Source organism: Pseudoalteromonas sp. MSK9-3, from assembly GCF_003590335.1.
Classification (GTDB): domain Bacteria; phylum Pseudomonadota; class Gammaproteobacteria; order Enterobacterales; family Alteromonadaceae; genus Pseudoalteromonas.
In genome coordinates, this window is the sequence record NZ_MIET01000030.1 from 150,508 (window position 1) to 170,087 (window position 19,580).

Consider the following 19,580-nt stretch of genomic DNA (forward strand, 5'->3'; position numbering starts at 1 on the left):
ACGTTAACTTGATACTATTCACCTCTCAGTCAGGCCTGTCAATTTAGGCTAGCATATTTATAATTTTGGGACAGGGTGAGTAGTCAACTGATGGAACATGTATTAATCTGGCCGGCACAATATCCGTTGCTATTGCGTGGATTAGCTGAACAAAATGGTGCTTTTATCCTTGATGCGCTTGAATCATGGCCGGTTTGTGGTACGTCAACCGATGAGCAAGGCGTTGAAAGTACTATTTTACCCCCTGCATTTTATTTACTTTGGCTAAAACCGTTAGAACCATTTGAATCGTGTTACTTTCAGCACATCGATGAATATGACGAACAGCAGCAAATATATACACAACAACTTTTTGAACACCTTGACTCGACGGATATGGCTCGACAATCTCTGACGATAACGTTGTTAGAGAGATTGAAAGACTATAGTGACCTGCAGTTACAGATAGATAGCGTATCTGCTCCTTCATTTTATGAGTTATTAACTCATAGGCGTTATTTTCAAACCATGACGTGGGCGTTATCTCAAGGCGTAAAGCTTACTGCCGTTGACCTTTGTGATGCTTGGAATAATGAAGACTTACGTAGTGGGATCATTGATGTATTACCTGGGTGCGTTGCTAATATTGCAGAAACAATTCAGCTAGCCACTGAGCACTTGCTTAAAGGGGAAGAGTATTACTCTTTACTGCGTGAGCTATGTGATGAGAGTGAGTTGAGTAGTTTACTTGAACAAGCATTACTTGCCCATGTTGTAGACCCTCACGCGAAACAATCAACCTTGATAGCTTTTATTAGCCAAGGGGCAAAAGGGCATGCAAAAGATGACGTCGGCTGTTCTGCTTTTATGTGGGCAATTGAAAAAGGGTTTGTTAATGTTGTTGAACAACTATTGCCTTATCAAGATATCACTTGTATCGATGATATGGGGGAAACCTGTTTACATTATGCCGTGAAGTCGAACTTACCGAGTATGGTTACAGTGATACTTAATGCTGGGTGTGATCCTCATCAACGCGATGTTCATGATCAGACAGCTTACAGACTCTCAATGCAAAATGGCGCATTAGCAGCGCGAAAAGTACTTGAAGAACATGGGATCATTGAATTATCGGAAGATGCGCAGTATAACAAAATTAGACAGGTTCATGGTTTGTATGCCTTAGTGACATTACTGTTACCCCTACAGCTTTTCTTTTTCTTCCATGATAGCTTAAATGCAAAGCAAGAGTTTGTGTGGGGTGCTGCATTACTTGGGGTGAGTATTTTTGCGATTGCACGTGGTGTGCGAAGAGGGCCGTTGTATCCTTCAAAGCCACACCCTTGGTCCCTCAAAGGCTTAAGTGCGTTAAGTTGGTTAAGTATTAGCTTACAGAGTATGTTTTCGTTGTTAGTGCTTATCACTTTGCTAGGTGTCTAACTATAAGACACCTAGCATTAGGCTTTTTAGCCTATCCACAGCGGCTAATCTTTCGTTGATTGATGTGCCGCTTTCTCGTCAGCTAAGTCTTCTTTTAACTTTCGTATTTTGAGCCCAAGCTCTTGACCCCTATGCCTAGCATAGTAGGTGCAACCAATAAACATGCTTGTTGCGAAGGCTAATTCTAATAGTGCCCAAATGAGCTGTTCTGGGGCAATCCAAATCATTGTCAGACTATGGATGAAATAAATCATCACAATAAAATTTGCCCAAGCATATGTATAGGGTTTGTCTTGAATAATCCCTTTAAGTGGTAGTAATAAAGGTAATATGTAAAAAGTAAATATAAAGCCATTACTATATTGCTCTGTAGGGCTTATTAAAAACATCCAAGTAGGCATTAAAATGAGTAAGCCAACGTAACCTATTAATGCCATTCGTTGGTATTTTTGCGTGATTTTACTTTTGGTAATGTGTGTCATTTAAGTTTACTTGCAATGGTAAATAATCGTTTTCCGACGGACTGGCATATTTTAACTTCCGTGTTTGATAACTTTGAGGTGTTATCAGCCCCAGCAACATGTGAGGCACCATATGGGCTGCCACCGGTTGTAGTGTCGATGAGTTCTGGTACATCATAGGGTACACCTAATAACATCATACCGTGGTGCAAAAGCGGCAAAGATAGATTAAGCAAAGTTGCTTCGTTGCCACCGTGCATGCTGCTAGAAGATGAAAATACGCAGGCAGGCTTATCGATAAGCTGGCCTTTTAGCCAGAGGTCACTGGTTGTTTCCCAGAAAACTTTTGCCTGTGCGGCCATCATTCCAAAGCGGGTTGGTGTGCCAAAAGCCAACGCGTCACACTCAACTAAATCTTGTTTTGTGATGATGATGTCGTGAGGTTGCTTTTTCTCAAATGTTCTGAGTTTTACAGTGGCACCTAAGTTATCAAGGGTATCACTTATTTCATGAGCCATATTGGCGACAGAGCCATGGCTTGAATGGTATAACACCACGATGTTTATCATTATAGGATAGCCAGAATAGACTCAGGTGGTCTGCCAATTGCTGCTTTATTATCTTTAACAACAATAGGTCGTTCAATTAATTTGGGGTTGTTTACCATAGCGCTTTTTAGTTGTGCTTCATCTGTGTCTTTAGATAGCGCGAGCTCTTTGTAAATCGCTTCTTTGTTACGTACTAGCTGGTGTGCAGAACTGTAGCTTAATTGCTCTAGTAGCGTGTCTAATTGGACTAAATCTATGGGGGATTTTAAGTATTCGATAACCGTTGGAGTGATCCCTTGAGCTTCAATAAGGGCCAGTGTTTCTCGCGACTTTGAGCATCGCGGGTTATGATAAATAGTAACAGACATAATAGCTCCGAATAATGTTTTCGTTATTTTAAAGTATCTATTGCGTTTCTTAAAGCTTTGCGAGTTCTTTTTGCATTTGTCGATACTGGCTTAATAGTGCTTTTAGACGGCTTTCTTTAACGGTTTCTTGTTTTTCTACATGATTAAGCGCGCGTTGAACTTCATCTGCGGCTTGTATATATGCGCCATATTGGGCTAATAGACTGGCCTTAATCTCGTGATATGCCGATTTATTATCTTGTTTTTTATAAACACTACTCAGTAGTTCGATTGCGAGCGTGTGCTCTGGTTTATCAAGCAAGAAAATCTTGAGGAGTTGTTCAGCTTTGTCGTATTGCTTAGCTTCGATAGCTGCATTGGCATAATTTAATGTGATCACCTGGTTGTTTGGTCTGAATTCATGTTTTTTATGCAGCATTTTTACCGCATCCGCAGCCTTTTTTTGCCCAATTAATATATCGGTATATGCATCAAGGTAAAATAGGTTATCAGGCTCTTTTTTAAGTAATTTGGCAATAAGGTTTCCTGAAAGCTGATATTTCTTTTGATCGAGTAATGATAAAGCTAAACCATACTCCAATGCACTATCATCTAATTTTGACGAACGTTTGAGCTGTCGTTCAAAGTATGCTTGAGCCTCTTCACTCGTGTAATGGTTACGTGCAAGCACTCGACTTTTTGCTAATTGAAACTTAGGGCTTTCAGGTAAGTTAACCGATGCATACTGTTGTGCACGTAACCTGACATCAGACACCCGTGAATCTGGCAATGGGTGGGTGAGTAAAAAAGCAGGCGGTTTATTTTTAAAGCGCATTTGTGCTGCGAGTTTGCTTAGGAACTCTGCCGATTGAGTCGTGTCAAAGCCAGCGTTATGGAGTGTCTGCATACCAATTCTATCGGCTTCTTGCTCTGCTTTTCTGCTGTGAGTTAATTGACTTAAAGCTGCTTGCGTTGAATTGGCGGCAATAATTGCCATACCAGCATCTGGAGCAATAACGGTTGCCAATATGCCGGTGATCATCCCCGCGATTGTGAGCGCGCTGTTGTCTTGGGCTTGCTGTAACCTTCGTGCTAAATGACGTTGAGTAACATGCGCAATTTCGTGTCCTAATACAGATGCAAATTGACTCTCATTATCGGACTGTGCGATGAGCCCAGAATGCACGCCAACATGACCCCCATAAAATGCAAAAGCATTGATTGCTGGGTTATTGATCCAGAAAAATGTAAACGGAAACCTGACATCATTGGCATTAGCGACCAACCGATTGCCTAGTGACGTTAGGTACTCGTTTAAAACAGGGTCTTGTAATAAGGGGGAACCTGAACGAATTTGCATCATCATTACTTCACCAATCGCTTTTTCCTTCTCTAAAGGAAGCGCCTGTAAAGCGGATGTGCCTAAATCAGGAAGTTTAAAACTACTTTGAGCAAATGTTAGTGAGCTAGATATTAGTAATCCTGCACTTACTACACAGGCGAATACTCTGTTTAACGTCATACTAATCCTTCTTAATATCATCACCGAGCATGAGCTTGGCAAGATCAATCTCATCATCGCATGCACGACTGTCTTTTTCGCACAATTGATAAAAATCTTTAATTGAGACCCCATCTACTGTTTTGACGTTCAATTCTTTTTTCAAAAAAGTAATAATCTTATACACGACTTTATGAGCATGTAAAATCACGGCCTTGTCTGCAATATCACCTCGTTCAAAATAAAAACCGATAAACTTATGTAGTTGGTTGATCCGGATCAGGTTTTTCATGGTGTGAGGGTCCCATATTTGAAACTCCATAAAACGGTTTTCTTTTACATAATTATCTATTTTCATATCTTTAGCATAAGGGAAAGCCCATAATTCAAAGCCTCTATCGGTGAATGCTTGATGTAATGCAATACGCGGTTTTTCATGACTATGGATGATTCCATTGTCATCTTCATAGCCATTGAGGAGTTCCAGGTTCCAATTGCGTTTATCGAGTAAACGTTTTACTGCGTTATCGAAACCATGTTGCAAAATCCCTTCACTTTCACTGACCGAAGACGCGACCAAATGATAAAATGGCGGCAGTTCGCCCCAGTTAATTTGTTTCTTGTACCAGTTTATTTCTTTTAGCGTGGGGTTACTGGGCAACTGTGCTTTGCCACTAGGCTTTGGCATGAAAAAACTTTCCTAAAATAACGTATAGCTATAAGGATAAACCATTGTCTTGTACCAAGCCATAGAACTATTCTTTTTAGTTTGTACATCACAGTGTTACACTCGTTAATTAACGTGGTTTCAAGGTGGTAACTCATGCGTCGGTATAGGCATAATATATGATAGAGACTGAACTGTATGAACTTCAATGTCCTCAGCTTTTTGTTCAATTTAAATGGCATTTATTACAAGCCAAGAAGACCGGTAATAGAGTCCGTTTTTATTATTCAGATACGCAGGATATGACTGATGTATTTAAATATTTAACATTGCATCACTATCCTTATACCCAAAGCACAACATCACAATTATTTATCGAGGTAAATGCCGACTATGTTTGAAATAGTAAAGCAGTGGTATCAAAATAAATTCTCAGATCCTCATTCTGTTACATTGCTCCTCATGCTGATTGCATTGATTGGCTTATTATATTTTTTAGGGCCTTTTGTGGTGCCTGTTTTGGTTGCGCTTGTTATTGCCTACTTACTGGACTGGCCAACAGCCCATATGCAGAATGTTGTTCATAATAGGGTATTAGCCACAACGCTTATCATGCTGTTATTCGTTGGTGTTGTATTAGCACTTTTACTTGGTATTGTGCCGGTGCTTTGGCAGCAGTTGAGTAACTTATTGCAAGAAAGCCCCCACATGATTGAAAAAGGCAAGTACTTTTTACTGCATCTACCCGATGATTATCCAAACTTGATAACTGAACAGCAAGTACAATCGTTTGTAACAACTGTAGAAAGTAAAGTCATTGAATTAGGACAGGTTATCGTGTCTGCGTCGCTTACGTCACTAAAAGATGTTGTTGCGTGGTTGATTTATCTTGTACTAGTACCCTTGTTGGTCTTTTTTATGCTAAAAGATAAAGCGCCTTTAACTGAAGGAATAAGTCGTCTTATCCCAAAAGACAGACGTCTGATCACGCAAGTTTGGCATGAAATGGACCATCAAATTATGAATTATATACGAGGCAAAGTATTTGAGATTGTGATAATCGGTAGTGTTACGTTTATTGCTTTTTATATTTTAGACTTGCGATATGCAGCTTTGTTAGGAGCATTGGTTGGCCTCTCGGTTTTGATCCCATTTGTTGGTGCTGCGTTAGTGACTATTCCTGTTGCCGCTGTGGCCTTGTTTCAATTTGGTATTGATACGCAGTTTTGGACGGTATTAATGGTTTATGGTGTAATACAGGCGTTAGATGGTAATGTACTAGTCCCTTTATTATTTTCAGAAGCGGTAGACCTGAACCCAGTTTATATTATTGTAGCAGTGCTATTTTTTGGCGGGCTTTGGGGGTTCTGGGGCGTATTCTTTGCAATACCTTTAGCATCACTCGTTAAAGCATTATTTAATGCGTGGTCTACCCAATGGCAGGAAGATGCGTCGGGGTCATTAGAGCAGTAAATTCATGACTGCTCTAATGTGGTAGCTGCTTAAGCTTTGTCTGCGGCTACCCCAGTACTTTGGCGTATAACCAGTGACGGCGTAAAGGTGCTAATAATTTCTTTGTCTTGTTTACGAGAGCCCCGAGCTTTAGAAAATAACAATCGTGCAGCATGCTCTGAAATTACATTGTTAGCCTGATGCGCTGTCGTTAGCTTTGGCCAAGTTTGACGAGAGAACGGTGAGTCTTCAAAGCCCGTGATAGAAAGCTGCGCCGGAATATCTATATTCATTAACCTTGCTGCAAACAAGGCACCAGCAGCGACTTCATCATTACCCCCTAAAATAGCTGAAATATTGTTTTTATTACTGTCTTTTAATAAGTGTTGTGCGCCTAACACACCGGATTCAAAAGAATAGCTGCCCTCAAATATGTGTTCTTCACAATAGCTAATATCATGATCTTGCAAAGCTTGACGGTAGCCTGCTAAACGTTCAGAGGTTGATTTGTGCTCTTTGTCTCCTAGTACAAAACCAATTCTTTTATGTCCTAGTGATATTAAATGCTCCGTGATTTCATGCGCGGCTGCAAAGTCGTCAACAAATATACAATTACTGCTATTTTCGGTTTCGGTCGCTCTACCGGAAAGCAGGCGTACATACTGAATACCAATTTCATCAAGCATATCAATAATTTTTTGTTGTTCTGACAATGGGGGAGTTAAAACTAACCCTGCAAGGCGAGAGCGCTTTATCATGGTGATAAAGTCTTCTTGCATGTTATCGTCAGAGTAACTACAAGGGTGTATAACCAGTTCATACCCTTCTTCTTTACATCGAGACAATACACCGTTTTGCATATCAATCACATAATAAGCATTTGGGTTATCATAGACTAAGCCGACGGCAAATGAGGATGTTCCTGCCAAGTTCCTTGCTGCAATATTAGGTTGATAGTTGAGTTCTTTAACCGCATTCATTACGATATCGTACGTTTTCTTGCGAACCGATGGTTCTTTATTAATCACACGAGAGACGGTTTTCATCGATACACCGGCTAACTTAGCGACATCATTTATAGTGACTTTCATGTTGTTGTTCTTTTATGTGAGAGAGCGCAACGAGCTCAAAATTCAGTAAATGTCATTATTTGTAGCTTAGTCTATCTAATCCAAACATAAAATAGCAGCATAAAGATCATAAATAATTTAATGATACCGGTGTCAAATGGCGAAATTTGGGTTATTATCCCCACTGTAAAATTGAAAAGTAGAATATTGACAGCGTTGTCATTTTAACTTATGGTTTACTGTGCAAGTATCATTTTATTGATTTATATCTCTTATATATTGTGTTTTTCAACGATTTAGTCGTGTTTAGGGGAAGAGTATGAGTTGCCGAAGCAACCTGAGTAGCTGGCAAGCATTAGAGCAATCAGCAGCTAATTTACAACAACAAAAAATAAAGAACCTGTTTGCTCAAGATGAGCAGCGTTTTGATAAGTTTTCTTGTCAAATCCCTGGCTTACTTTTCGATTATTCAAAACAACTGATTGATGAAAATACGTTTGATCAACTGCTGGCTTTGGCAGAGCAAGTCGATTTAGCCAACTGGCGAACAAAGATGTTTAGCGGTGAGAAAATTAACTTCACCGAGAATAGGGCTGTGCTGCACACCGCATTGCGAAATCGTTCCGCTTCACCAGTGTATGTCGATGGCGATGATGTGATGCCTGCAGTACAAAGCGAATTAGAAAAAATTAAAGTTTTTTCAGAAAAGGTTCGAAGCGGCCAATGGACAGGATTCACAGGTAAAGCAGTTAAAGACGTAGTAGCTATTGGGGTAGGCGGATCGAACCTAGGCCCTCAAATGGCAACGGACGCATTGAAGTCGTATGCTGATGATAAGTTGAGTGTGCATTACGTATCTAATGTAGATGGTGTTCAACTGGCTGGTGTATTAGAAAAAGTAGACGCTGAAACCTGTTTGTTTGTGATATCGTCAAAAACGTTCACTACATCAGAAACCATGACAAATGCGAACTCTGCTGTTACATGGTTCTTAGAAAGTGCGCAAAGCGATGCTGCCATAGCTAAGCATTTTGTTGCGGTAAGTACAAACCTAGAGAAAACACGTGCATTTGGTATTGCCGATGAAAACGTATTTACCATGTGGGACTGGGTTGGTGGTCGCTTTTCTTTATGGAGTGCTATAGGGTTACCGATTGCCTTGTACCTTGGTTTTGAAGCATTTTCTGAAATTTTAGAAGGCGCTTTTGAAATTGATGAGCATTTTAAGAATGCGCCTACTCAGAAGAATATTCCATTAATAATGGGGTTATTGAGTGTTTGGAATACTAGCTTCTTAGGGCATAAAGCTCAGGCAGTGTTACCTTATGATCAGGCATTGCACATGCTTCCTGCATATCTGCAGCAAGGTGAAATGGAGAGTAACGGTAAGTCAGTCTCATTCGATGGCAAAATGGTGCCTTACACGACAGTCCCGCTTATTTGGGGGATGACAGGTATCAATGGGCAACATGCTTTTTACCAGTATTTACACCAAGGTAACACCATAGTGCCGGCTGATTTTATAGCATCGGTAAGACCACAAAAACAGATTGGTCAGCATCACGATATTTTGCTTTCTAACTTTTTTGCCCAAACAGAAGCTATGATGGCAGGCGTTGATGAACAACAAGTTCGTCAAGACTTATCATCTAAAGGGGTTGCTCAAGAGAAGATTGAACAGCTGGTAGCGCATAAAATCCATCAAGGAAACAGGCCTACAACGTCGATGATCTTAGATGTCGTTGACGCTAAAGCGGTAGGGCGTTTAATTGCACTGTATGAACATAAAATATTTTGCCAAGGTATTATATTAGAGATCTGTTCTTTCGATCAGTGGGGTGTTGAGCTTGGAAAAGGGCTTGCTTCTGCCATTGAAGCTGAATTAACACAAAGCGATGTCAACCAAGAGCACGATAGCTCGACGAGTGGTTTAATCGCTTATTATAAGCAACATCGCTAATAACTGTAATAAATTCGTCTCAAAATAGTGAGACAACTGAATCACGCAATGTGAAAAGATTACCTTTGAACGGGTAGCGCTGGAGTTCTTAGGGCCTGTATTTTTGTGAGAGGAATTACAGGGCCCCTAAGGCTCATTTATCGCAAAATGTCCACCTACAGCCTATTCCTGTTAAAGTATCTTGCAATCGAATTCAATGTCGTATGACGCGACTGTTTTGTTAGGCTAAGTAGTCTTAACTAGCAAATATAACAATGAAAATTGCGCGCCTTTTAACCCTAGTTTGTTGCGACGCGCCTAACCTGTAGAGAGTAAATTATGCTTAATCCTTTTGATATCGTAATTTTTGGTGGAGGTGGTGATTTAGCTTTACGTAAATTATTACCAGCTATGTATCGAGCATATCAAGAAGGGAACCTGCCAAAGGGCTCTCGTATTCTGCCAACTGTTCGAGAAGAAAATAAACAAAAAGAATACATCGAAACAGCGCATCAAGCGCTTCAGTCTTTTTTGAGCGCGGGAGAGTTTAACGAAAAAGATTGGCAAGCCTTTTCTGAGTTTTTGGTGCCCGTTGTGGTTAATGTCACTGACATTGATGATAATTGGGACAAATTAAAAGCAATTTTAGATGAAGATGCCAGTGATAAGTCACGGGTCTTTTATTTGTCTTTACCGCCAGCAGTCTATGGCCGATGCTGTGAAATATTGTCACTTAAAGCGCTCATCACTGATACATCTCGTGTTGTTGTTGAAAAGCCAATTGGTTACTGCGGTGAGTCTGCTGAAGAAATAAATGGCAAAATTGCACAGTTCTTTAGTGAAGAGCAAATCTTCCGTATTGACCATTACTTAGGTAAAGAAACAGTACAAAATTTAATGGCCCTACGTTTTTCTAACGCTTTGTTTGAAAACTTATGGGATGCAAAGTCTATTGATAATATTCAAATCAGTATTTCAGAAACCGTAGGCTTAGAAGCACGGGCTGGCTTTTATGATAAGGCCGGTGCGTTAAGAGATATGGTTCAGAATCACTTATTACAATTATTGTGCTTAGTGGCAATGGAGTCTCCTCATAAGCTTAATGCCAGTAGCATTCGTACCGAAAAGCTTAAAGTCTTAGAAGCATTACGCCCATTGGTTGACGCGGATGTAGATAATAATACTGTTCGTGGGCAGTACGTTCCTGGTGACTTACAAGGGAAATTAGTACCTGGTTATTTAGAGGAGCTAGGCGAGGGGTCAAGTATCACTGAGACGTTTGTCGCTATTCGTGCCCATATTGATAACTGGCGTTGGTCAGGCGTGCCATTCTATCTACGTACAGGTAAGCGCATGAACAAACGCTGTGCAGAGATTGTAGTTGAATATAAGCCGGTTTCACACAATGTATATGATGACTCTGTTGGCCCAATTCAACCAAACCGTTTAGTGATCCGGTTGCAGCCTGAAGAAAGTATTCAGCTGACTTTAATGTCTAAACGCCTAGATAATTTGGAGATGCAACTAGAGCCTGTGACATTGAATATTGAATTGAGTGAACAGTATAAAAATGGTTTTCACTCAGATGCATATAAGCGTTTAATGTTAGATGCCGCGGCAAATAATCCAGCGCTGTTTATTCATCGCCATGAAGTAAGGCAAGCATGGCAGTGGATTGATCCAATTGTTGCACGTTGGCAAGAAAAAGGAGCTCCTGCATTGTATCGTGCTGGTTCTTGGGGCCCTGAAGGTGCTGATGAGCTGTTGGCAGAAAATGGTCATGTGTGGTTTAACGCAGGGGAGCAAGTATAATGGCAAATATTGTGGAACGTATATTTGAATCTAAAGCCCAAATGACGGAAGCTTTAGCATCTTTGCTTGAAACAGGTATTACCAGCGGTATTAAGCAAGACGGAAAAGCGTTGGTTATGGTATCTGGTGGTTCATCGCCTGCACCAGCCTATAAATATCTATCAGATTTACCACTTGAATGGGATAAGGTTTCAATCGCAATGGTTGATGAGCGTTGGGTAGAACCTAACCACGCAAAGTCAAATGAAGCGTTTATTCATGAGACCTTATTGCAAAACAAAGCGGCTGGCACACACTTTACTACGATGAAAAACGTTGCTAGCTCTGCTATCGATGGGCATGCACACTGTGAAGAAGCTTATAATGCCTTGAAAATACCAGATGTGACGATTCTAGGCATGGGGCCAGATGGACATACCGCTTCTTTGTTCCCGAATGCACAAGGTCTCGAGCATGGTTTAAAGACGTCAAATATTGTTTGCCCTATAAACGCAATAGAAAGTGAAGTGACGGGCAGCATCACTGAACGTATGAGCTTAAGCTTACACGGAATTACTCGCTCAAAAGAGGTGGTATTACTTATTAGTGGCGAAGAAAAACGTGCTATGTATGAGCAAGCGAAAACTCATGGTTCAGAGTTTGATATACCATTAAGAGCCGTACTTAATCACCCTGATATCACACTTTCGGTATTTTGGTGCCCTTAATGTGCTGTTGATAGTATTAGCCTAATTGCCTACTTCAGGTGGGCTTAGGCTAATATTACTGCTAATGAAAAAGTTTTAATCTCTCTAGCCTACCCAAAAAGCCATTTTCGTAACCCTGTACTTTATTTCAAGACAAAAAACGCCTTTAGGAATTTACTATTCTTTACTTCTTCGAAGAGATAAATATCGATAACTCATGCACTTGCCTGTATGTACCGTAATTAAAGGTATTTCGATAGAAATAGCTATGTATATTTTTATTAAATTACTGGACATAGAGTATATGAAAATCTATAATGACAGCGTTGTCATTGAGAATGGTTATCACCCTTGAACACTTCTGCCAAAGTTTTCATTATCAATGAGTTGATTTTATCAAATCTCTATCTTCTATAACTTATCGTTATAAAAGTCCCTAATTTTATTAATTTAGTAATGCGTTCCCTCAAATGTATGGTATATTTGCCCCGATTTTTGTAACAAATTATCTCTCGTGAATTTCAAAACCTAATTAAACCAATGCTTTAGCTTATTTATTGGTTGTTTTTTGTTTAATATGACAAAAAAGATGTAGCGAATTTGTAATTTACGGTGTATGTTTGTTATTAGATGACAGCGTTGTCATCATCACTGGGCAGAAGTGATTAAAAAACCAACAATATGATTCAAGGGGAATCCTGTGTTAGCTAATAATTTTAAGAAAAGCTTACTAGCTTTAAATGTCGGCCTTGTATTGAGTGCTGGCGCTTCGGGCGTAGCTTATGCTGCTGATGAAAGCAAAGCTCAAGAAGACGTTGAAGTAATTGAAGTACGCGGTATGCGTCGTTCGTTAGAAGCATCTATTAATACAAAACGTTTTGCAGAAGGTGTGGTTGACGCGATCACAGCGGAAGACATTGGTAAATTTCCAGACAAAAACATCGCTGAATCGCTGAAGCGTATTCCAGGTATCACGGTTCAAAGTCAGTTCGGTGAAGGTGATGCTGTTTCAATACGTGGTGCAGGTTCTGATTTCACGAAAACAACGCTAAATGGTCAAAACGTTGCGTCTACGGGTTGGTTTGTTTTAGAGCCAGCTAAGCGTTCTTTCAACTACACATTACTACCGTCTGAATTGGTTGGTGGTTTAGAAGTGTATAAATCTTCGCAAGCTGACATCATTGAAGGTGGTGTTGGTGGTACGGTTATTGTTAATACACGTACTCCATTAGATCTTGATGCGAATACAATGTATGGCTCGTTAGAATTCCAACACTCTGATGATTCAGGTGAAACTTCTCCACAACTTTCTGGAATGTATAGCTGGAAAAACGAAGATGAGAACTTAGGTTTCCTAGTTTCGGCTGTTCAACAAGAGCGTAAATTACAGCGTCAAGGTAACGAGTCATTCTGGGCTTGGGGTGCTGGTCCTGTAGGGTTTGAGCAAGACCGTGAGCGTTCAGCGTTAACCACAACTTTTGAATATGCGCCGACAGACGCGCTTAGTATCGTTGTTAATTACCTCGATATGAAAATGGATGCTAATAACACCAACTATGCGTTATGGCTAACTAAAGGGTCAAACGATACTCAGTTCTTAACAGGTCCTGGTACTGCAGAAGGCGGTTCTCCACTTGCTGGTGATCTTAACGTTGCGTTCTATCAGATGCGTCCACGTGAAGCAACCATGAACTCAGATTACCTTGATGTAAAGCTCGAGTATGCGGGTGATAATTATAAAGTTGAATTTGTAATTGGTGATACATCTTCTACCGGTGGTACCGATTTCGAAATGGTTATGAATGACACTGGAGCTGTCACACTACCTGACGGTACTTATGACTTTACAGGTGGTTCTCAAACTTGGTCTCCGGGAATTGATATTTCGACTTATATTCCAGGTGCAAGCGCTGAAACACCTGATGGTTTCCTGACTATGGGGACCGGTTCGAACTTTAATTCGACACCTAAGACAGACGAAGAGCAGTTTATTCAGTTAGATGTTGAATATATGCTTGATAATGATTTTATTACGTCTGTTAAAGCAGGCTTCCGCCGTGGTGACCATGAAGCAACAAGCCGCAGATTTGAATTCAGTCAAAATCTTTGTTCTGATACAGTAACAAGTAACTGCTTTGACCCTCAGTACTCGCTTGCAGGCCAAGGTCGCGGTAAGTATGATGTTGGTGCCGATAATCTACAGATTCAATCTTTTGATGTAGATGCAATGAAAAACTGGGCAAAGGCCAGCATAACAGGTAAAACAGAAGATTACGGTTCATACAGTCATATCGAAGAAGAAAACACTGCTATTTATGTAATGGCGAAATACAGTGGTGAAAACTACCGTGGTAATTTTGGTGTAAGATATGTTCAAACCGACGCATCTTCAATCTATTACCGTGAAGGTAATATGAATCAACGTACAGTTGAATCTGCCGATTACAGCGAAGTTTTACCAAGCTTTAACTTTGCCTATGATTTAGATGAAGACAAAATTCTTCGTATCGCTGCTTCAAAAGTAATGACTCGTCCTCAGTATAATGATATGTACTTCAACCCTTCATTATCAGGTTTACAAGATGAGCAAGCGGCGAACCAAAAAGTTGCATTAGGTAACCCAGGCCTGAAGCCATTTACTGCAAACCAAGCAGAAGTTGGCGTAGAGTGGTACTTTAACCCAAGTTCATTACTTGCTGTAACTGCGTTCTATAAAGATGTTAGTAATTTCATCGTGATCAACCGTGGTGTTGTATCAGCTGAAGAGTCAGCACGTTTAGGTTTGCCTACTCTACAAGGTGATGAAGCAGCAAATGGCTGGACTTCTGAAGAGAACTTCAATGGACCAGGTGGTAAAGTGAAGGGGGTTGAATTCCAGTATCAGCAAGACTTTGGTAACGGTTTTGGTGCAATCGCTAACTATACGTACACAGATGGTGAAGCTGATTCTACTTATTTTGTAAATAGCAACGGCGAAGAAACTTTAGTGTTTAGTGATGGTAACACTGATTTAAGCGATAGTTCTGAGTCTGCTTACAACCTAACTGGTTACTATGAAAACGACCTGTTTTATGCTCGTCTTTCATATAACTACCGTAGCAGCTACATGTTGCGTGAAACAGGTGCATATGGTAACCGTTCACACGATGGATACGGTTCTTTGGACGTAAGTGCGGTTTATCATGTAACTGATAATATTGACATCAAATTTGATGTTGTTAACTTAACGGGTGAGTCTGCGAAGCACTTTGGTAATAATACAAATTCAGCTGAATTGGCAAATAATGGCTTTGCAGAAGGATTTCCGGTGTATGAATATGAGCAAGCTACTCGTTACGGGCTAGGCATCTCTGTTCGTTATTAATAGTTATTAACTACTATTGATACATTAAAGGAGCCTCGGCTCCTTTTTTTATGTGAACCACTTTATAGAGTTTGAAGGTGTTTGAGTGTTAAATTCGATTTTAATTGTCGGTGGCGGAACCGCGGGTTGGTTAGCTGCGAACCATTTGGGTAAAAAGTTTAAAAATTCAGGTACAACGGTGACGCTCATTGAATCGCCGAACATTCCAACTATAGGTGTTGGCGAAGGAACTGTGCCAATGATGCGACAAACGCTATCTTATTTTGGTATCGATGAGGGCGTGTTTTTTCAACAATGTGATGCTGCGTTTAAACAAGGTATTCGTTTCGAGAATTGGATGAAGTCTAACTCGGACAAGCCACACTTCTATTATCATCCATTTGATTATTTTGCTGATGATGACCGCTTTTTAAAATACTGGCTAAACGGGTCACAGGGTAACTCTTTTGCTGAGTTTGTGGGCATTCAGTCTCATCTATGTGAATCTAGCAAAGCACCTAAAAAAGTGACTCAACCTCAATTTGAAAGCGTTTCCAGTTATGCCTATCACTTAGATGCGGGTAAGTTTTCTGAGCTTTTGAAGAAAAACGCGATAGAACACTTTGGTGTTAATTTTATCCTTGCTGAAATGAAGTCAATCGAGACTAATGTTGAAGGCAATATTAGTAACATTGCGACAGATCAGGGAGCACTCAAGGCCGAGTTGTTCATAGATTGTACCGGCTTTAATTCACTTATTTTAGGTGATAAATTGAAGGTTAAATTTGTAGACAAAAGCAATGTGTTGTTTACAGATAAAGCGCTTGCAGTGCAAGTGCCACATTCTAGCGACAGAATATCGCCTTATACATGCTCAACAGCGCAGTCAGCCGGATGGATATGGGATATCCCTTTATTCAGTAGGAAAGGTGTTGGTCATGTATTCTCATCTTCCCACACCACGTCGGATGACGCATATCAAGCGCTTGAAAGTTATGTTGGCAGAAACTTAGACGAATTTACTGTGCGCAAAATTGATATGAAAATAGGCTACAGAGAAAAGGCGTGGTTTAAAAACTGTGTAGCGCTGGGTTTGTCGCAAGGCTTTGTTGAGCCGCTCGAAGCAACTGGCTTACTTGTATTTGATGTAACAGCAAAAATGTTAGCGGATATTTTACCTAATTCGATAAATGGTTTTTCCGCTTCTGCGTCACAATTTAATGCTGTCGTTACAAATATGTGGCTTAAAGTAATTGATTTTATCAAATTACACTATTGTATTTCTGATCGGACAGATAGTGATTTTTGGCTTGATAATCGAGTGCAAAACTCTATTCCCGACACTTTACAAGAAAAACTAGCAAGATGGCAGCATGTTCCTCCTAATCAATACGATTTTTCAGGAAAGCTTGATGTATTTAATTTAGATAATTATCTTTATGTACTTTATGGCATGTCGTTTAAAACAGATAAGGCAAGCTGTGTACTAAGCGATAGAAATAAACACGCGTTTGCATCTCACCTGTCTAGTTATGATAAATATAAACAGAATGTATTGATGTCTGTACCTGACCACAAGGTTTTATTAGAACAGATAAGAATCTTTGGCATGGCAAAAATTTAGTCAGATGTAATCTGTAATGAGCGACCGAAAACATTTTTTAACCATCACGTTATGCGTATGTTGTGAATGAATGTTTTATATATGTTGGTTAGAGCTTTTTTGGTTGGAGGGGCCTCACATAAATTATATGACGCTGATTTCTTGAATTCTTGTTGTTATGAGTAAGCATATTGGGGGTTCAATGTTTAATACAAGGATGGGGTGGAGTTTTCATAATATTAAGGAAAATACACTTCCATTTTGGCCCTAAAACCTTTAGCCTTATGCCCACAAAAGTAATAATTACGTAAATGAACGGAGTAACATTATGGCAGAGCAACAAGTGCAGCCTTTACACAACGAAAAACATGCTAATACTAAAGTACAAAATGGCATCAACGTTGATTTCTTAAAATCACAGCACTTAATGCCAGTTGTTGCACATGAGTTCGCTCGTGTCGCGACTGAGTTCCCTATGGCGTTTGTAAAAAACACTGAAACGGGTCAATTCCAACCAGTAGCAATGTTTGGCTTAGAGCCAGGTGAAAATCTATTCATCGACAATGGCAAATGGACAGCAGGGTTTGCACCTTTAGCTGCGACTCGTTACCCATTTGGCTTAGTTAAGCACCCTGAAGAAGATCAGTTTGGCATCGTAATTGACGAAGCGAGTTCACTAGTTGGTGAAGAGCAAGGTAACGCGCTATTTAAAGACGGCGAAGAAACTGATTACTTAAAAGCGCGTAAAGAAGCTCTAGTTAACTTCATTGAGTTCTCTCGTGTAACAGAAGCATTCACACAGTATTTAGCAGATAAAGAGTTATTAGTTCAACAAACTTTAACTGTTGATATCAAAGGTGAGAAAAAAGACATCAATGGTATTTATTTAGTTGATGAGCGTAAGCTAAATGAACTAAGCGATGAAGCGCACCTTGAACTGCGTAAGCGCGGCTATTTAGCGCCTATTTTTGCGTTCTTAACGTCAACACACCAAGTTGCACGTTTAGCACGTTTAAAAGCACAGCGCCAAGCTGACGCTTAATAAACCTGTATTCTTAAAAAAGCACCCTAGGGTGCTTTTTTTGTATCTGATATTTACAAGCGCGTCGCAATTGACTTGCAATGTGCAGTAATTCTCGTCAAAGTTTGTTTAAAGCGATAAATACAATAATAAAAGGCATAACACTATGTATAACACATCTCTTCGCTGTATAGCGCTCTTGCTTTCTTTGCTATCTATACCGGCTCAAGCGACGCAAAGCCCTATTGCGATTGTCATTCATGGGGGAGCCGGCACCATTGAAAAAAGCAAATTTTCACCTGAAAAAGAGCAAGCATATCGTGCAAAACTGCAAGAGGCAGTGGAAGCAGGGTACACAGTACTGAATAAAGGGGGCAGTAGCCTTGATGCTGTAACAACAGCCATTAAAATCTTAGAAGATTCGCCTTATTTTAATGCTGGAAAAGGTGCTGTATACACGCATGATGAAGCGCATGAACTTGACGCCTCTATTATGTTTGGTAAAACACGTGAAGCTGGTGCTGTTGCTGGTGTTAAGCACATTGAAAATCCGATCGACTTAGCGCGCTTAGTCATGGAAAACTCTGTACATGTGATGTTAAGCGGTGACGGGGCTGAAGCGTTTGCGAAGGCGCAAGGCGTGCCAATAATTGACAATAAGATGTTCGATACTGAGCATAGATATAAAGCGTTACAACGTGCCAAGCGTAAAATGGAGCATGCAAAACAACAAAATAAGGATTATCAAGCAGCGCATAAGTCACTAGAGACAGCTTATAAAGTGGGAACGGTCGGGGCAGTTGCTTTAGATAAATCAGGTAATATTTCGGCGGGTACCTCTACGGGCGGTATGACAAATAAGCGTTATGGCCGTATTGGAGATTCTCCAGTGATTGGCGCAGGTACATTTGCTGATAATGCGTCTTGCGCGGTATCAGCGACTGGGCATGGAGAGTATTTTATACGCTATAACGTCGCGGCAGACATTTGTGCTCGTGTGCAGTATCAAGGTCAAACGATTGAGCAGGCAGGTAATGCAGTCATTCATGATGTGTTAAAGCCTATTGGTGGCACAGGCGGTGTGATCATTGTGGATACAAAAGGCAACATGAGTATGCCTTTTAACACTAAAGGGATGTACAGAGCCAGTAAATCGAGTTCACAAGCAACCAGAGTCGCGATTTTTAAACAAGACTAAAAATTACAGGCAAATTAGATAACGCCAGCTATAGTTATGAATGCTGGCGTTTTTTAATGGAGCCGATACCATGCAATCAATTCAAGTAGCAGATTATTTAAATCATCGTCCCGTGACTTTTTCAGCAGATATGCGTGTAGAGGCAGCGGTAGAAAAATTATTACAAAGTGGTCAATCAGGTGGACCGGTCATTGACAGCAATAAACATGTAGTGGGGTTTTTGTCTGAGCAAGATTGTTTACGAAAAATGTTAGAAGCCACTTATCAGAATGAATCTCACAGTGTGGTCAGTGATGTTATGAATAGCACCCCGCTATGTGTTTCCCCAAGTGATAGTATTTTACAAATGGCCGATCGAATGACGGTGAATGCACCAAAACTCTATCCTGTTTGTGATGAAGATGGGCGATTACAGGGGGTGATCAGTCGTGCAAATGTATTACTTGCGTTAGACAAACACCTTCACGATACCTATGAATCAGGTAATCGGTACGTATAATAGCGCTTTTATAG

The 19,580-nt window shown here is 40.3% G+C and carries 17 protein-coding genes; 11 read left to right on the forward strand and 6 right to left on the reverse strand.

Annotated elements, in window-relative coordinates:
* Positions 1 to 90: 90 nt before the first annotated feature.
* The gene (locus BGP78_RS13775; protein ID WP_147386080.1) at positions 91 to 1,419 is read left to right on the forward strand and encodes an ankyrin repeat domain-containing protein; all 1,329 of its coding nucleotides are present in this window, start codon (positions 91 to 93) and stop codon (positions 1,417 to 1,419) included.
* Between the two features lie 44 nt (positions 1,420 to 1,463).
* On the opposite strand, the gene BGP78_RS13780 is transcribed toward BGP78_RS13775, so the two are convergent.
* Genes BGP78_RS13780 through BGP78_RS13800 form a run of 5 tightly spaced genes read right to left on the reverse strand, consistent with a single transcriptional unit; the run spans position 1,464 to position 4,964 of the window.
* Positions 1,464 to 1,901, reverse strand: coding sequence for a DUF2069 domain-containing protein (locus BGP78_RS13780; RefSeq protein WP_119861910.1), 438 nt, complete (start codon positions 1,899 to 1,901; stop codon positions 1,464 to 1,466).
* Positions 1,898 to 2,452 (reverse strand): NAD(P)H:quinone oxidoreductase, encoded by a 555-nt coding sequence (wrbA, locus tag BGP78_RS13785; protein ID WP_119861911.1) that lies wholly within the window; start codon positions 2,450 to 2,452, stop codon positions 1,898 to 1,900. Before wrbA ends, BGP78_RS13780 begins: the two co-directional genes overlap by 4 nt.
* A complete protein-coding gene (gene arsC / locus BGP78_RS13790) occupies positions 2,449 to 2,796 on the reverse strand; it encodes an arsenate reductase (glutaredoxin) (protein WP_119861912.1) in 348 nt (115 codons plus the stop codon). Before arsC ends, wrbA begins: the two co-directional genes overlap by 4 nt.
* Before the next feature lie 49 nt (positions 2,797 to 2,845).
* Positions 2,846 to 4,297: a M48 family metalloprotease gene (locus tag BGP78_RS13795; protein ID WP_119861913.1), complete on the reverse strand. Its 1,452-nt coding sequence runs from the start codon at positions 4,295 to 4,297 to the stop codon at positions 2,846 to 2,848.
* Position 4,298: 1 nt separating this feature from the next.
* Entirely contained in the window at positions 4,299 to 4,964 is a 666-nt protein-coding gene (locus BGP78_RS13800; RefSeq protein WP_119861914.1) for a hypothetical protein, read from the reverse strand.
* A gap of 158 nt (positions 4,965 to 5,122) precedes the next feature.
* On the opposite strand from BGP78_RS13800, the gene BGP78_RS13805 reads away from it, so the two are divergent.
* Together BGP78_RS13805 and BGP78_RS13810 are read left to right on the forward strand one after the other, a co-directional pair.
* On the forward strand, positions 5,123 to 5,344 hold the full coding sequence (locus BGP78_RS13805) for a hypothetical protein (protein ID WP_119861915.1): 222 nt from the start codon (positions 5,123 to 5,125) through the stop codon (positions 5,342 to 5,344).
* A complete protein-coding gene (locus tag BGP78_RS13810; RefSeq protein ID WP_119861916.1) occupies positions 5,337 to 6,416 on the forward strand; it encodes an AI-2E family transporter in 1,080 nt (359 codons plus the stop codon). Before BGP78_RS13805 ends, BGP78_RS13810 begins: the two co-directional genes overlap by 8 nt.
* 29 nt (positions 6,417 to 6,445) lie before the next feature.
* Here BGP78_RS13810 and BGP78_RS13815 read toward each other — a convergent pair whose 3' ends face one another.
* Positions 6,446 to 7,486 carry a LacI family DNA-binding transcriptional regulator gene (locus BGP78_RS13815; RefSeq protein ID WP_119861917.1) on the reverse strand — a complete coding sequence of 347 codons (1,041 nt, stop codon included), beginning with the start codon at positions 7,484 to 7,486 and terminating at the stop codon, positions 6,446 to 6,448.
* Between the two features lie 298 nt (positions 7,487 to 7,784).
* Between BGP78_RS13815 and pgi the strand changes: the two genes are divergently transcribed.
* The 8 genes from pgi (at position 7,785) to BGP78_RS13855 (ending at position 19,566) form a co-directional block, all read left to right on the forward strand.
* Complete coding sequence (gene pgi / locus BGP78_RS13820) at positions 7,785 to 9,425, forward strand: glucose-6-phosphate isomerase (RefSeq protein ID WP_119861918.1); 1,641 nt, start codon at positions 7,785 to 7,787, stop codon at positions 9,423 to 9,425.
* A gap of 318 nt (positions 9,426 to 9,743) precedes the next feature.
* Entirely contained in the window at positions 9,744 to 11,216 is a 1,473-nt protein-coding gene (zwf, locus tag BGP78_RS13825; protein ID WP_119861919.1) for a glucose-6-phosphate dehydrogenase, read from the forward strand.
* Positions 11,216 to 11,923: a 6-phosphogluconolactonase gene (gene pgl, locus BGP78_RS13830; RefSeq protein WP_119861920.1), complete on the forward strand. Its 708-nt coding sequence runs from the start codon at positions 11,216 to 11,218 to the stop codon at positions 11,921 to 11,923. The genes zwf and pgl overlap by 1 nt, the downstream gene beginning before the upstream one ends.
* Before the next feature lie 679 nt (positions 11,924 to 12,602).
* Complete coding sequence (locus BGP78_RS13835) at positions 12,603 to 15,266, forward strand: TonB-dependent receptor (RefSeq protein WP_119861921.1); 2,664 nt, start codon at positions 12,603 to 12,605, stop codon at positions 15,264 to 15,266.
* A gap of 85 nt (positions 15,267 to 15,351) precedes the next feature.
* Entirely contained in the window at positions 15,352 to 16,869 is a 1,518-nt protein-coding gene (locus BGP78_RS13840; RefSeq protein ID WP_220475520.1) for a tryptophan halogenase family protein, read from the forward strand.
* A gap of 307 nt (positions 16,870 to 17,176) precedes the next feature.
* On the forward strand, positions 17,177 to 17,890 hold the full coding sequence (locus BGP78_RS13845; RefSeq protein ID WP_010362613.1) for a SapC family protein: 714 nt from the start codon (positions 17,177 to 17,179) through the stop codon (positions 17,888 to 17,890).
* Positions 17,891 to 18,035: 145 nt separating this feature from the next.
* Positions 18,036 to 19,067 carry an isoaspartyl peptidase/L-asparaginase family protein gene (locus BGP78_RS13850; protein WP_119861922.1) on the forward strand — a complete coding sequence of 344 codons (1,032 nt, stop codon included), beginning with the start codon at positions 18,036 to 18,038 and terminating at the stop codon, positions 19,065 to 19,067.
* Positions 19,068 to 19,137: 70 nt separating this feature from the next.
* Positions 19,138 to 19,566: a CBS domain-containing protein gene (locus tag BGP78_RS13855; RefSeq protein ID WP_010362615.1), complete on the forward strand. Its 429-nt coding sequence runs from the start codon at positions 19,138 to 19,140 to the stop codon at positions 19,564 to 19,566.
* The last annotated feature ends 14 nt before the right edge of the window (positions 19,567 to 19,580 follow it).